Here is a 13879-nt window from a genome sequence, read left to right as displayed (position 1 = left end):
GATTCGCATCTGCGAATCCTTTTTTGTTTCATTATGTATTTACGGCTGACTGACCACAAGATTGTCGAAATGCGCCTCAGCATAAGGCTCCGCTGTTTCGAATGAGATCGCGGCAAAGGCGATCGCGCCGGACGTCGAGCCGCCGGGGATGGTGGAGGCGGTTGCAACGACAGTGCCATTCACTTCGAGGATCAGTTCGCTGCCATTGCAAGTGGCGCGAATTTGATTGGCGGCATTGCCCTGTTTGACGGCGCCCGAAGAAGTCCAATCCACAAGCGCGGTCATATTGCTGTCGGTTATGCTGCGGATGGTGTAGTACCCATCACCGCTGATGGCAAGCATGTAACCGTCCACCGAAGTATCTTCGGCTTCGACGAGTCGGCAGGCTACGCCGAACCCGGCATTGTCATTCGAGGGACCCGCGATCATGGTTACATCCACATCAACGACCGTGTCGGCAAACTCGGAATTGCTCCTGCCCCATTGCCAGACATCGCCGGAAGACCGCACCACATAGACGCCGTTTTCGGTACCCGCGCTCCCGTCATCGCTGGAATACTCTTCCATCTCTGCGCTGGCTGAACTGAAATCGTCGCTAAACAAAACGTTAGCCGGGATTTGAGGGATTTCGATCTGCGGCTCCTCGGTGGCGGGCACAAAGGGCAGACCCGGTGTGGGCGATTCTTCCCCGCCGCCGGGAATCAAACCCGAAACCGGGCAGGCACATGCCAGCAAGACGATCGCAGCGATCAGACCAAGGGTTAATTGATTTCTTTTGCTCATCTTTTCTCCTGTTTTATTGCGATTATAGCCATGTCATGCTTCATACCAAGAACCCTTTGGTACTAGAATGGTCCATATTGAATGGCGACGCCGATGGCAAGGAACACAAGCGAAGCAAGGATGACCCAGACCCACAGACCCATGACCCATCTCAGCCATTTTGGATAGGTCACAGCTGTCAGACCGAGACAGATCAAAAGCACAGCGCTGGTGGGATAGGCGAGGTTCGAAAAGCCGTCACCGAAGACGTAAGCAAGGACGGCCGTCTGACGCGTGACTCCGACCAGGTCCGCGAGAGGGACGAGGATGGGCATCAACAAAAAGGCTTTTGCCGAGCCGCTCGAGACGAAGAACTCAATGACGAGCGTGAGCCCGTAGATCAGGATCGCCGCTGTGAAAGGGTTCGAGCCTTCGAATGCATTCGCTGCGTTATAAAGGATCGTATCGAGGATTCCGCCCGACGCAATGATGTACTTGACGCTTGCCGCCATGAGGATCAACGGGATGGCGGGAGCGATTCCCGCCAAGCCTTCGCCTGCCGCCCTCCATGCGGCTTTTCCCACGCCGGAAATGAGTCCCGAGCCGATGCCCGCGATCAGAAAAAGCAAACCGACAATCGGCAATGCCAGGTCGCTGATGACCGGGATGAATGGACCTGCAAATAGCGTCACGAAGATCAGCGCAACACACACCAACAGGAAAATGATCGCAGGTGTGGTGCGGGAGTTTTCATGTGAAATAGCGTCAGCCGCAAAATGAGTGTACTTTGCGCGGGTGGCTTGTTCCTCTTCGTATACAGGGGAGGCTTTGGCATTCGCCTCCACCTTGCGGGCGTGGCGGGTGAGGAAGACAGCCAGCATTGCATAGAAGAATATAAAGATGACAATCCGATATCCCGACCCCGAAAAGGCTGGCAGTTTGGCGATTCCCTGCGCCACGCCGATGGTGAACGGGTTGGTGATGGCGGCGGAGAATCCCATGTTCGTCGCAAGAATGGACATCCCCAGCCCCGTCAGTGTATCCCATCCGAGCGAGTACGCGAGCGCGATCATCAATGGAACGAGCGGCACGACCTCCTCGAAGATGCCGAAGAATGCGCCGAGCGCCATAAAGAAAAAAGTAATGACCAGCAACAACAAATACTTCTGATTTTCGAACCGGCGCACGATGCGCGCCAGCGCCGCCTTGAGGATTCCGCTTTTATCCATGACGGCGAAGGCAATGCCGACCATCAGAATGAAAACCGTGATGACGATCACGGTCAAACCGTCCGGCCCGGTCACCAATTCGAGCGGGGCGATGAACCAGCGCCAGATGGGATAATCCGGTTTCTCCGTAAATTCGAACGAGTCCGGGACGATGATTTCGCGCCCGTCCGCTTCCATCCGCTGAAATTGACCGGCGGGGATGACAAGCGTAAGCACCCCGGCGGCGATCATCAACGCTAGGAGGATGACCACCGATTGAATGAACGCCTTGCGGCTGATCTGCGCGCCTGATTTTTCTTCCATAATCGATTCTCCTTTCATCCCGTCATGCAAGTGAGTTTAAATAATCCAGCACAGACTTCGCTTCGTCGCCGCCCGCCTCGGCATGGGCGATGAGAGAGATTCCGTGTGGTCCCGGGGTTTTGACCGCGTCAGGATAAGCAGTGAGAGCAGCTTTGACCACTTCCCGCCACGTGTGCGGACTTTGGCTAAACCATCCAGCCAAGAATTTACCCAACAAGCGGAGCCTATCCCAAATCGGATGCGCTCGTTGTTGGCACACTGCGCCTGGATAAAAAACGCCAGACAAGCCAGAAAATAAAGCCCTCGATTGCTCCCAACACGCCCATGATGAGGATGGGTCCGACAGCTACCAGGATTTTTTCTGCGACAGGATAATCCAAACCATACGGTGAGTTGAATGGGAGAGCGAACAGCCAGGGTAGGCTGCCAACGAGACACCCGGCAAGAATACTTGAGCGCGGCGTGATCCTTCCGAGGCGCCATCCCACGAGGGCGGTGGGAATGCCGAAGACGACAAACTGTATGCTCAAGCAGAGGGTCAACGCAATGCCAAAATAAGAAGTTGCGTACAATGTTGCGGTCATTACAAAATTCATATCTGTCAGTAACCATTGAGGTGCAGCATTTTCGATGATTGAAAACAACACCAATACAACCGGCAAAGTGCATAAGCAAACAAGAAAGGGCGCCATGGTAGCCGACATGATGGCACTGACCAGGATTGCGAGCGTTTTCCAGACTGGTACGTGTGCCCGATCTTCCGAAGTTTCAGGGGTGATGGGAGTTTCTGACATATTCCGTCTCTGGTATTTTATACTCTAGGTTGTCGGGTCTATGTTTATCAGTTGATCGTTATGTTTCTTCGATGTGGGCATAAGCGTGGACGGAGATTACTGCGATTATAGCAGCCAGAAAACTCCTACCGCTGCCCGATGGCTTGACCTTGACCTGCTCTCTTGCGCGGACATTGACGAAGCCGTCAAGCTAGCCTATCCTGAGCGCAGCGATGGATCGGACTGTTCGCCCCGCGAAGGTTGCGGAGACGGGGTGCATGCCTTGTTTGGCGTTTTTTTGTTGTGCAAGACTCGTTGACCGAATTAGAAGTCACTGCCATTAGACAGATATTACCTGCTGTCAAGCCATTTTATAAATTCACTTGCAGTCTCGTTATTCAGTTCAAGTACGGTATCTGCAATCGCGCCAAAACCTTTCGCTGCTGCGATTGCAGAAAGAGCGCATGCAAGGAAGTTTTCGTCCCATTCTTTTTCAGAAGCAGAGGCGACAAGAAGTGGCAGCTGTCTTAAGGCTAAATAGTAATCTTCTTCTAACTCCATTGGAATTTCAACTGCTTTTTTCTGACGGCAAATTTCAACCCATGCAGGAAATTGGAAAAAGGAAAAATCAGCTTTTAATGGATCCTGCGAAAGAATACGAATGACATGCGGAACGGCGGCAAACGATGCTGAATAAACATCACCTTGATGCGCTAAAGAACTCCAAATTGAAAACCAAGGCTCATCATTTCCAGCCGACGAAGGCATTTCTTCAAGTTGACGTAAAAGGTTCGGAATATCTGACGCATTTCCGTAAGCGTGACTCAACTCTGACCATTTTGAACTATCGAGATTTATCATATTGACTCTTGATTGAAAAACGCCCAACGGCTTGTGTCTCGCCTCCGAGCCCGTTCGCCCCGCGAAGCGGAGACGGGATGCACGCTGTGTTGGGCGGCGTTGGATCTTTCAGGCAAGTATTTTTTCGCAACGTGCCCATTCTGCAACCTTCTTGAATCCCATTTTCTGGTAGACAGGCTCATACTGTCGATGTTCGTTGATCAGATCAGCAATTACATTCGTCACACCGAAATCAACGCACTTATTGACAACTTTTGTTAGCATGGGCTTCAAGCTGTCTTCCTCGGGAGAATAGATATAAAATATTGCTGCTGTCGATGGGCGTACATCGTTTGGAGCAGCCAAACAAGCGGCAATCAGTTCTCCATCTTTTCGCACACCCAAGTGAGTGATGACACCTTCTTCATGCCATTCGGTGAGAAGAGAATGACACCAGCCTGACGGGCGGTTATACCATTTGGATGCGATATTAGCACATTCCTCTAGATCTTTTATAGGATCAATATCCTGAGCTACCTGATCAGGAAAAGCGAGCTTACCCCATTGCATCTCATACGAGTAATAGACTTTATATCCCCAATCCCGGATGGAAAATCCGGATTTTTCAGCCAACCGAATATCACCCGGACACATTGTGGTTAGCCTGCCTTCAATATGAGAAACACGCTTTTGCTGGAGTGTTTCAAAAGCCTTTTCCAGTAGTAATTCGGCGGCTTCTTCATGCCCTGGCATCATGCGAGGAAAATCCAGGTTGGCATTGGGAGGTGTATCTTCCCCTGACTGCATGACAAGCGAGAACATATAGCCCACCATGTGATCGTCTAGAAAACAATAATGTCGTGTTGTCGGATCAAAGTCAGGCTGCGAATGAATTTTCAAGAGCCCATCCAAATGATATGCATACGGCCAGATCCAATTCTGGGCGACCTCAAGACCGATCCGAACTTGATCTCGCTCAAACCCCTTTTGATAGTTCCTGATTTCGTACTTTTTCATTCGGCACCCTGTGTAGAAAACGAATTCAGACCGTTGATTACGAGCCGCCCAACTAGGGTTTATATAGCATGTCGTATAAACCCCCAATTTGGGGGGTTATACAGCATATGCGCTGTAAAGTCCCCTTGCGGGATAATACCTTATATCCTTCACTAATTTTCATTATAACCACCCTGTCAAGTAGGGGTCAGGGGCGTCGCCTCGGTCTCAGCCACCTGCCACCCAGGACAAGCGAGATCAAAACAAATGCGACCGCCGCCCAGGAGAAGATGGTGTTGTCGCTGACGAAGCCGATGACAAGGAAGACCATCCCGAGGATCAGCAGATAGCCGGATACTTTGCGTTTATTGATGTTCATTCCGATCCAATTCCTTGATAATTCCTTTATCGATAAACCTTCACTTCGGGGTACGGGCTTGAGGCATCAAATAAGCCCGAAGCGTTATCTCTCAACGTCATCTCGAAGAAATCAAGCAGGTAACCGTTTACGATCTCGGTCACGCGCTTTCCGTTCAACGGACCCTTCAACCCCAACTGCGGCGCGATGGGGGAGAAGAGCGGCAGGTCGCTGAAATCGTAGTGCCTCGTGCCTTCGATGACGATGGCGCCGAGATTGTTTTGGTTGCGCGGATTGAACCCGAGAAAGAGGCGGTTATTTTTGCTGTCGGTAATATCCGCCCAGGCTTGCGAGAACATAAAGAACGACGGCATGGGCAACCCGCTTTCGATGACTTCGGCGGAGACGGGTCTCATGAACGGGTCCATCCCCAGAACGGATTTGCACCTCAAGTCGACTCCGCAGAACTGGATCGCCGCGCCTCCGCCCGTCGAATGGCCATATACGCCGACCCGCGCCGAATCCACGCTGGGGGCGAAGGGATTGCCCGCATCAGCCGATGAAATGAAATCCAATGTATGGCTCATATCGTCCGCCCATTGATCCGCAAGGATGCGCGCGACTTCCTCGTAATTTGGGTCGTCCGCATCGGCTGGTAAAGCGTTCGGGTTGTTCGGCGCGACCGTCCCATCCGGAAAGACCGTGACAACTGCGCCGTAAGTATGTTGAATTCCGATCACGATGAAGCCGTGACTGGCGAGTTCCAATGCCTGACCGGCGTTCTGCGCGTTGAATCCGTTCCAGCCGTGTGAGAACAATATGACAGGAAATTTTTCGCCGGAAGCGGCAATATCCGCGTTCTTGTATGTGGGGATTTGCGCCAGCGCGAGATGGTCGAGAAAGAAGGAGGGTAGATCGATGTAGGTGGCAATCGCGGGAGCAAAGATATCGGCGCGTTCCATCCAGGGGGCGCGTTCATCCGTCTCTTTCACATCGGCGGGATACCAGGCCTGGATCATATATCGCCGCGGCTCGTCTTTGCCGGAGTAAAGTTCTCTGCGCGACTCGTCGATCATTTCGATGATTCGCGTGCCGACCTGGAACGGTCCGCTCGGGGCGGGGATGCGGGGAACCGGCAGCAGGATGGGTAAAGCCGTCGAAACAGCGACCACGATCAACGTCAGGTAAGAGGCGGTGGATTTCCAATCGCTTGTTCCGAAAATTTTTGTCAACGCGCTGATGGCAAGCAGGGATGCCAGCGCATAGAGCGGAATCATCTGCCAGCGGTAGCCTTCGACGGCGAAATGGATCAGCGTGGCGAGAAGAGCCAGCGCGGGCAGGAGTCGAACCGCGAGGGGGCGCGGATGACCCCATGCAAGATAAACGGTCAGCAAGACCGGGATGATGATTTCAAATGGTCTCATAGCATGGTTGGCGTCCTCCCTGGACTGTCCGTCCAGGACAGGCTTACGCCGACAGAGATTTAATAAATTGCCACGCCCATCACGGCAATGAAATGCGCCAGCGCGGCGAGCAAAACAAAAATGTGCCAGACTTCATGGAAGCCGAAGACGCCGGGTTTGAAGTTGAAGATCTTGGTGATGTACACAACCGCGCCCAGGGTGTAGGTGACGCCGCCGATGAGCATCCAGACCAGCACCCAGGCGGGAAGCGCGTTCAACATCTCGCCGATGGCCGTCATGCTCAACCAGCCCATCACGATGTAGATGCCCGCGTTGAGCCAGCGCGGCGCGCGGATGATGAATATTTTGACGACGATACCGATGACGGCGAGGGTCCAGATGATGCCCAGCATGCCCCACTTCCAGAAACCGTCGAAAGCGTTGACACAAAAGGGAGTATAGGTTCCGGCGATCAAAACGTAAATGGCGGCGTGGTCCACCTTGCGGAAGATCTCCAACGCCTTGTCCTTGACTTGCACCATGTGATAGGTGGCGCTGGCGGAGAACAAAAAGACCAAACTGACTCCATAGATGGCGAGTGAAATGATCTTGGCGGGCGTGCTCCACCCGACGATGAGCAGGGCGATCAGCCCGATGAGGGCGAGGACCGCTCCCGCCCAATGCGTAAGGCTGTTGACGGGTTCGCGTAATTTCTTGAGCATGATATTTTCCTTTGGAAATGTATTGTACCAAAGGAAAATATATTGCCGCGAAGCGGTGGGTGGAGTTAAAAGGTGCAATTGCTCCCTTCGCAGTCCTTCGGCCGGCTCAGGACAAGCCCCGGCGAAGGAATTCCCTGATCGAGTTATTTTGGCTCACGTTTGGACCAAGCGCAAGAACAGAACGCGAATTCCGCTAATCATGCGAGTATTTCGCGAAATTCGTCGCATTCACGCCATTCTTGTTAAGATTTTCTCCGCCTTGACAGGCGGCGGCAGATTTCTTGCACAAGAGTAGCCGTCAAATTTTAGGCTCTGTTGCAAAGAAGTCACAGAGCAATTTTCAAATTGATATCAACTCCCCCACCATTGTAACAAGCCGAAGGAGAATTCACCTTCCTCCTCGTTCATACCCCGTTCCACTCGTCCTGTTTGGACGCTGGCGGCAAGTTGTGACAGTATCTGTGGCGAGGCAAAACCATAGATCAACGCATCCTTGGCTGATTCTGCGCTCAGGATCCAGGCGGTCAACCCGCCTACACCTACAAGCAGAAGTGTCCCTAGCCAGAAATTCAACTTTCTCAGATAATTTGGAAGACGAATCTTGCGCCTGTTTCGGATGATGCGCAGGACATCCGGGAGCAGACCGCCCAGACAGCCAAACAGGAAAAGGGGTAAATCAAATGCAGGCATGTTTCCTCCGTGAATCGTCGATTAATATCCGCTCAATACGAGGATGGGTAGGTTTGTTGCCTCCAGTTCGGCAAAAACAGCCTCTGCGTTGTCCGGGTTGAACGGTTGCATATTGACGATAAATATCCCACTCCCTATTAAATCATCCGTCATCGCGGAGGTAAGATTCGCCAAGCCCGGAATGCTATCGTCAAAAACAAGGACTATTTCCAATCCGTCCGGATAACCGGCTTCGGCCATAAGCCTCCTCGCATTTTCCGTATCATAAGGGATCGAGCGTAAATCCAGAATCTGCCCCTGGGCTTCAAAAACACGAGGTGTGGGAATATCCGGAAAGGTTTCCGCCAAACTCACCCAATTAACAGAATTCGCCACCGCTTCTGTGATTCGAAAATCTTCGGGTTGCGCTGTTAGCCAGCGAAGACCCAACACAATGGGTTCAGGCAATGGGACCATCGGCAATCCCTGGCTGCGCAAAATCAGGTTGGCACTCTGGATTTGCCGCACCTGGTCCATTGATTCGATGGGACCAATCATCTGTTCAAAATCAACTTCCACGCCCGGAGGAAAACCAAAGAAACCTTCTGCTTGTTCGCGGAACTCGTTTGTCACTGCATAAGCGGCCAGGCCGGGATGGACTTCGAACACCTGGTCGGGCTGGTCTGTGGGTGTCACCTCTGCCACTCCTTCAGAACTGAGAACGATGACCACTTCCAATTCACGATACTCAATGATCGTAACCATGGTTCCCTTGAAGACGATGCTGGCCGGCAAGGTCACAGCCCGAATACCGCAGTTGTTCAATAGCCAGGTGGAAGCGTTTGTGCAACTTGTTCCCGTTGTTCCCCTTGGGCAGGTCGTGATCGCTTCGCTTAGAACGCCTGCGGAACTTCGTTGAAATACATAAACGGTGCAGGTATTGCTGGGATAATCCTTCCTCATCTTGCCCTGACCATTTGAATCAGTAGTGACATAACCATTGACCACAATCTTTTTCCAAGTATTGGTCAAAAGATCCGCCTGAGATGTAGAAATCGTCGAGCCCCACACTTTGTTGTACAAACCGTATCGCTGCGCCTCCCATCCTGTTTTGGTGACTTGCACACCGGGCTGGGGGGCTGGACCGCACCCGCCCGTCAGAGCAAAGATGACGATCAACATCAGCCAGAGAATTGCTCGGTGTAAATCGAAATCGCGTCGTTGAATTTGATTTTTCATAATTGGGACTCCTTTCTCAATCCTTTTCTTACGAAAACACACGCTTCAAAATCCGCCTCAGCCTGCCAGCCCCAAACGGGTCATCAACTTTCTCCACGCCGCTCCCAATTCTGTTTGTGGGAAGTGGAGTCCCACTGTGATTCCCACAACCAGCACGACCCCAACCAGCGCGGCGTCAAGGATGCTCCACCATTGTTCGAAGCAATTGACGAACAAACCTGCCGAGGCGGACCCATCAAAACAGGCTTTGCCGGTTTCAATGGGAATGTTTTGATCGAAGGCGGCTCGCAAAGCGGGATACAGGCTGTATTTGTTGCTGATGGCCTCACCTGGTTCGATGACGGAGGAAGCCAGCCACTGCGCATTATCCAAAATGTAAGTTCCATCCGGTCCGGTCATCGCCTCGACCAGCACCGGAGCCTGAATCAGCGCCAACAAAACCGACGTCAATATCAATCGCTTTCCCCAATTTAATTTGCCCAGCCTCCAACCCGCCTGTGGTTGATCCATCAGACCGAGATTTAATCCCAGTCCGGCAAGAAATGCCGCTGCAAGGAATCGCAGAAAGGTGCCAGCGCTCAAGCCAATTCCATTCAGCCAGGCTACGAATCCATTGGCGAGGCAAAAGCCAAGCGCGCCAAGCAAAATGGAAAGCCCTCTGGATGGGTGGATTGAAGCGGCGGAGGGTTCCTGAAAATCCATCAGGCGCAAAGGAACAGCCAAAACCATGCCAAACAGCAATCCCAGCCCGATGATGAATCCCCAATACGAATTGATCGCAAACTCTGTTCCCATTGGCTGGGCGTTGAAGATGGCAAGAAATGCACGGTAAATCGCCAAAGACAGGCCTGCTCCAATTGCCCCACCAAAGACCCATCGGTTGATCTGTGCACGATTGCGATGAATATGCTTCCGCGCCCGCCACCACCAGACCCCCGCCCGATCCGGGTATTGATCCAGTTTCTGTGGCAGGTGATTCGCAAACTCTGCATCTGCTTCTGCCAACGCTCCCAATAGCATGGCTCGGCGCTGGCGGCGGAAGGCATTGTTTTTGAGTTCGAGAAGCGCCTCTTGAATTTTCGAAAAGACGATATCCGGATGCACCGCGAGTAATGCTAATGCGGCTGTCTGACTCGTCGACGAATTCGAATGGCCTGCTGCTATCCACGCCAGAGGGCTGATTTCATTCTTCGGCGATGGGTTGTCGGATAAAAAATCCAACCCCAATGATTTTTCCGCCAGCCCGATCTCCTCATCAGGTTCAAGGAATGACATTTTCTGAATCGATTCCAGCCATTTCAAACCCACCCTGCGAAGTTGCCGCACCCAATGCGCAGTCTCCTGATCTGTTTCGATGGCGGAATGGAGCAGTAGAACGGCATCCAGCGGGCCAAGGCTCAAAGAATCACCACCCAGTTTCAAAGTCTGTAATTGAAGCGGGTTGGCCGGGGCTTTCATCTGTACCCATCGCATCAAAACTTCGCTCAAGGCGGTATCCCTTTCGGATATTTTTTCCGCTTCCAGCCGCGCCTGTTCATCGGTTACTGGCGGGAAAATATTTCCGCCCGAATTCCGCAGGTAAAGCACTGGCGCGCCCCAATCCCGTTGCCTTGGGTCTTCGCGGTGGATAGCCTTGCGAGCCTGAGTGACTGCTTCGTCAATGGTAAGCCCCGCGACGAGATATTCGTACAGTTTGGTGGCGAACAATTTTGTGAGATCGTCATAAATCGAATATTGCATTGCAACAACGGCAGGAATTCCACCTCGTAACAAAGCCATTGCAACACTGCTCCATTGCAGGAAGCGATCGCGTTCGCCGGATTCGCAGGCATCCAGCACGACCAAACGAATGTGACCCTCTGCCAGCAATCCGCTTAGGATTTCCGCTTGAACTTCCTCCGCCTTGTTATTCTCATCGGCAAGGATTAATGCTCCGTGCCCCTGTCCCTGGTTGCCGCCGTCCCTGAAAATTCCGTGACCGCTGAAATGGAATATATCTGCAGAATCTCGCAAGGCTTTCTGAATGGTATCCTGCGTGACTCCCAGTTCATCGTTTTCCAGATCAAAATCGGGGTGATACTCGGCTTTGACGCCATTGATCTCGCGCAGTTTCCCCTTAATGGCAGTTTGCTCATTTTCCAGGTCGAGTCTGGGGTATTTCTCGTAAGGTTCCGGGCTGGCCATAGCGATAATCACTCGTCGATTGGGGCTGGCACGAAAAGACGCGGCAGGAACCGAGATTGCTTCATGCCGGACGATGGAGATGCGAAAATCCAATGCCCAATGGTCCTCAGGGACGATTTCGCCATCATGTAGTTTTACCAGGGCATATTCCCAAGGCAGGAAAGCAAGTTCCTGCAAGAGCCGCAGGCGTATTCGAAGTCCATCACCTTCCTGCAACCGGGCAAGACTGCTTTGATACAACTGGCGCGCATAGGGAGGCAGGATGATTTCTCCCAACCGCTGGGTGAGTTTCTCGAAATCTTTGCGGGTGATTTGCCTGTCTGCTAGATTCTTTCGCCACTTTTCGAGTTGATCCCAATCCCCGACGGCAACTTCCTCATCGTGTTCCCCTTCTCCCACTGGCGAGTCGAAAATCCGCAAAGAGAATTTACCCGGCCTTCCCTTTGTGTCTGGTTTGCTGTCGTTGATGGAGTCGGTGTAGATGACGAAGTCGCGATGGTTGCGGATGGACATTTGGGCGCGATCCTGCTCTGCGCTGTAGCGATCAAGAACGACCGTTTGAATGGGAGATTTGCGGCTTAACTCTAAAATCCGACTGACCGTTTTCCCTGTATGTACTATACATCAAGTTAAAAGACATTTCAATACTGTATCCTCAAGGCTTTCTTAAAGTCCAAAAACCTCAACGCGAAAAACACGAATTTGGCGAATTTGCGCGAATGAAAAATGATTTCGCGTTCTTTCGCCCTATTTGCGCCATTCGCGTTCAAGAATTGCCAACTATAAGAAAGCCGTGGCTGTTCCCGGACATGTCGGTAACATAAAGGTTTGGTCGATTTATTTTCCCACTTTGGGGCGTATTTTTATGCTTTATTTGCACGTTTTCTCTCACTGGGACCCTGCGGTCGATACAGAAAACATGCTGAATATCATGGTTTTCTCCCACTATTTAAAAAACCCACTACCTATATTACAGAGTCTCAATATGGGATTTCAACCTGCCGGGACGTGCAAAATCCCAACCGCCGCCATCACGCCCAAAATTGAAAAGAACACGATGAGGAAGAAAAAGATTCCCAGCACCCAGTTCAGCCATTTCTTCTCGGGGTGGTTGACCCAGTAGTAGAGCAAGCCTGCGAATAGAAATGCCTGCGGGACGATCTCGACGTAGCTCAAAATGCTGGTCGGATAATTGGTGTAGAGGATGCCTTCGATCGAGCCGGGAGCCGCGCCAAACGTGGAGAGGATTCCCAGCGCCGTGAGCACCCAGAACAGGATCAGCCAGCCGTTCTTCCTGCCGAAGAAGATCTCCCTCAGCGGATAGAACGCCAGCGCAAAGACGATGCCGCGGATCCATTGCAGACCGGGTCCCGCCGCCACCCAGGGACTGTCCGTCGGACGCATGTAATTTTCCAGCGCGCCGGTGACGAAAACATCTTCATAGTTCAGGAAGTTGTAGGCGAGGATGCCCATCAGGAAATACGTTAGTGTGTGCGCCACGCTGGTTTTAAGGATGAGGCTCCACAGAGTCGGTTGAGAGGTTGTATTCATATCGTTTGCCCTTTCCCTTTTATCGTATAGAATTTGACGGGTGGAGACAAGTGAGGTTTGTCCTAATTATTCGACCTGACAGGTTTCGAAAACCTGTCAGGTCGAATACCCAATCCTCAGACCTGACAGGTCTCATCGGAACCTCGTCCGACCAACGCCGCTCGGAGACCTGTCAGGTCTTTTAGCTTAATCTTCTTCATCAAACCCTGTCAGCGGTTCGATCTCTTGATGGATTCGAATAAAATCCTCCCGGCTGCCAAAGAGTTGCAGAACCCTTTCCCTTTGTAACCGGGTTGGAATATCAGAAATAAGTTGATGGTACGAAGAATAATTCCAATTTCGGAAGTCGCTTTCAATGCCATGTTTCTGTGGATTCTGATGGATATAAACGATCAGTCTCATAAGATAGGCTTCGTTATCCACTGGAATTCTCTTGAAGGGACGCTGAAACAATGCGCCCGTTCGTTGTATTGAAATGTTGAGGCCGCGTGCATATGCGTTGAAGAAATTTGAGAAGGATTGGCTGGGGTTCCTAAGACCTGACAGGTCTTCATGGGAGTCTGATGGATGGATTCCTTTATCCGCGCCAGTGTTACGGTTGTCATTCTTACTCGTGAGACCTGTCAGGTCTTCTTTATATTTTATAAAAACAGCCGCATGGAAATGATTTCTCAACAGACCATACGCCCACGTCTCGGCAATGGGACTGACATGTTTCCACCATAGTTCCATAAAGTAGGCATAGTTTCTTTCCTGAACAAATATATTTTCGCGGTTATTGCCGCGATTGTAGATGTGATAGAACGTTCCGTAGGTTATAGGTGGGATTTCGGTGGGCATATTTCCTCCT

14 protein-coding genes are annotated in these 13879 nt (G+C 51.7%); all 14 read right to left on the bottom strand.

Annotation, left to right across the window (positions count from 1 at the left end; genetic code table 11):
- Positions 1-39: 39 nt before the first annotated feature.
- The 14 genes from HS100_00795 to HS100_00730 all read right to left on the bottom strand — a co-directional run bounded on the left by HS100_00795 (position 40) and on the right by HS100_00730 (position 13869).
- The gene (locus tag HS100_00795; protein ID MBE7432429.1) at positions 40-783 is read right to left on the bottom strand and encodes a hypothetical protein; all 744 of its coding nucleotides are present in this window, start codon (positions 781-783) and stop codon (positions 40-42) included.
- A gap of 62 nt (positions 784-845) precedes the next feature.
- A complete protein-coding gene (locus HS100_00790) occupies positions 846-2294 on the bottom strand; it encodes a YfcC family protein (protein MBE7432428.1) in 1449 nt (482 codons plus the stop codon).
- Between the two features lie 22 nt (positions 2295-2316).
- On the bottom strand, positions 2317-2496 hold the full coding sequence (locus tag HS100_00785; GenBank protein MBE7432427.1) for a group-specific protein: 180 nt from the start codon (positions 2494-2496) through the stop codon (positions 2317-2319).
- A gap of 22 nt (positions 2497-2518) precedes the next feature.
- On the bottom strand, positions 2519-2878 hold the full coding sequence (locus HS100_00780; GenBank protein MBE7432426.1) for a hypothetical protein: 360 nt from the start codon (positions 2876-2878) through the stop codon (positions 2519-2521).
- Between the two features lie 540 nt (positions 2879-3418).
- Positions 3419-3928, bottom strand: coding sequence for a hypothetical protein (locus HS100_00775; protein MBE7432425.1), 510 nt, complete (start codon positions 3926-3928; stop codon positions 3419-3421).
- Between the two features lie 108 nt (positions 3929-4036).
- The gene (locus HS100_00770; protein MBE7432424.1) at positions 4037-4924 is read right to left on the bottom strand and encodes a hypothetical protein; all 888 of its coding nucleotides are present in this window, start codon (positions 4922-4924) and stop codon (positions 4037-4039) included.
- A 187-nt stretch (positions 4925-5111) separates the two neighbouring features.
- Positions 5112-5282 carry a hypothetical protein gene (locus tag HS100_00765; GenBank protein MBE7432423.1) on the bottom strand — a complete coding sequence of 57 codons (171 nt, stop codon included), beginning with the start codon at positions 5280-5282 and terminating at the stop codon, positions 5112-5114.
- A gap of 26 nt (positions 5283-5308) precedes the next feature.
- The gene (locus tag HS100_00760) at positions 5309-6685 is read right to left on the bottom strand and encodes a hypothetical protein (protein ID MBE7432422.1); all 1377 of its coding nucleotides are present in this window, start codon (positions 6683-6685) and stop codon (positions 5309-5311) included.
- A gap of 59 nt (positions 6686-6744) precedes the next feature.
- Positions 6745-7386 (bottom strand): hemolysin III family protein, encoded by a 642-nt coding sequence (locus HS100_00755; protein MBE7432421.1) that lies wholly within the window; start codon positions 7384-7386, stop codon positions 6745-6747.
- Positions 7387-7737: 351 nt separating this feature from the next.
- Positions 7738-8076, bottom strand: a complete 339-nt coding sequence (locus tag HS100_00750) for a hypothetical protein (GenBank protein MBE7432420.1) — start codon at positions 8074-8076, stop codon at positions 7738-7740.
- A 21-nt stretch (positions 8077-8097) separates the two neighbouring features.
- Positions 8098-9180, bottom strand: a complete 1083-nt coding sequence (locus HS100_00745; protein MBE7432419.1) for a hypothetical protein — start codon at positions 9178-9180, stop codon at positions 8098-8100.
- A gap of 171 nt (positions 9181-9351) precedes the next feature.
- On the bottom strand, positions 9352-11991 hold the full coding sequence (locus HS100_00740; protein MBE7432418.1) for a CHAT domain-containing protein: 2640 nt from the start codon (positions 11989-11991) through the stop codon (positions 9352-9354).
- 480 nt (positions 11992-12471) lie between these two features.
- The gene (locus HS100_00735; GenBank protein ID MBE7432417.1) at positions 12472-13029 is read right to left on the bottom strand and encodes a hypothetical protein; all 558 of its coding nucleotides are present in this window, start codon (positions 13027-13029) and stop codon (positions 12472-12474) included.
- Between the two features lie 186 nt (positions 13030-13215).
- Complete coding sequence (locus tag HS100_00730; GenBank protein ID MBE7432416.1) at positions 13216-13869, bottom strand: hypothetical protein; 654 nt, start codon at positions 13867-13869, stop codon at positions 13216-13218.
- Between the last annotated feature and the right edge of the window lie 10 nt (positions 13870-13879).

The organism is Anaerolineales bacterium (assembly GCA_015075725.1).
Taxonomy (GTDB): Bacteria; Chloroflexota; Anaerolineae; order Anaerolineales; family Villigracilaceae; genus Villigracilis.
This window is presented reverse-complemented; position numbering and strand designations above follow the sequence as displayed.

Excerpts from the sequence above, each read along its gene's own strand:
- HS100_00780 (MBE7432426.1), bottom strand. The coding sequence starts at position 2,878 with ATGACCGCAACATTGTACGCAACTTCTTATTTTGGCATTGCGTTGACC.
- HS100_00775 (MBE7432425.1), bottom strand. The coding sequence starts at position 3,928 with ATGATAAATCTCGATAGTTCAAAATGGTCAGAGTTGAGTCACGCTTAC.
- HS100_00735 (MBE7432417.1), bottom strand. The coding sequence starts at position 13,029 with ATGAATACAACCTCTCAACCGACTCTGTGGAGCCTCATCCTTAAAACC.
- HS100_00790 (MBE7432428.1), bottom strand. The coding sequence starts at position 2,294 with ATGGAAGAAAAATCAGGCGCGCAGATCAGCCGCAAGGCGTTCATTCAA.
- HS100_00795 (MBE7432429.1), bottom strand. The coding sequence starts at position 783 with ATGAGCAAAAGAAATCAATTAACCCTTGGTCTGATCGCTGCGATCGTC.
- HS100_00750 (MBE7432420.1), bottom strand. The coding sequence starts at position 8,076 with ATGCCTGCATTTGATTTACCCCTTTTCCTGTTTGGCTGTCTGGGCGGT.
- HS100_00755 (MBE7432421.1), bottom strand. The coding sequence starts at position 7,386 with ATGCTCAAGAAATTACGCGAACCCGTCAACAGCCTTACGCATTGGGCG.
- HS100_00765 (MBE7432423.1), bottom strand. The coding sequence starts at position 5,282 with ATGAACATCAATAAACGCAAAGTATCCGGCTATCTGCTGATCCTCGGG.
- HS100_00740 (MBE7432418.1), bottom strand. The coding sequence starts at position 11,991 with ATGTCCATCCGCAACCATCGCGACTTCGTCATCTACACCGACTCCATC.
- HS100_00760 (MBE7432422.1), bottom strand. The coding sequence starts at position 6,685 with ATGAGACCATTTGAAATCATCATCCCGGTCTTGCTGACCGTTTATCTT.
- HS100_00770 (MBE7432424.1), bottom strand. The coding sequence starts at position 4,924 with ATGAAAAAGTACGAAATCAGGAACTATCAAAAGGGGTTTGAGCGAGAT.
- HS100_00730 (MBE7432416.1), bottom strand. The coding sequence starts at position 13,869 with ATGCCCACCGAAATCCCACCTATAACCTACGGAACGTTCTATCACATC.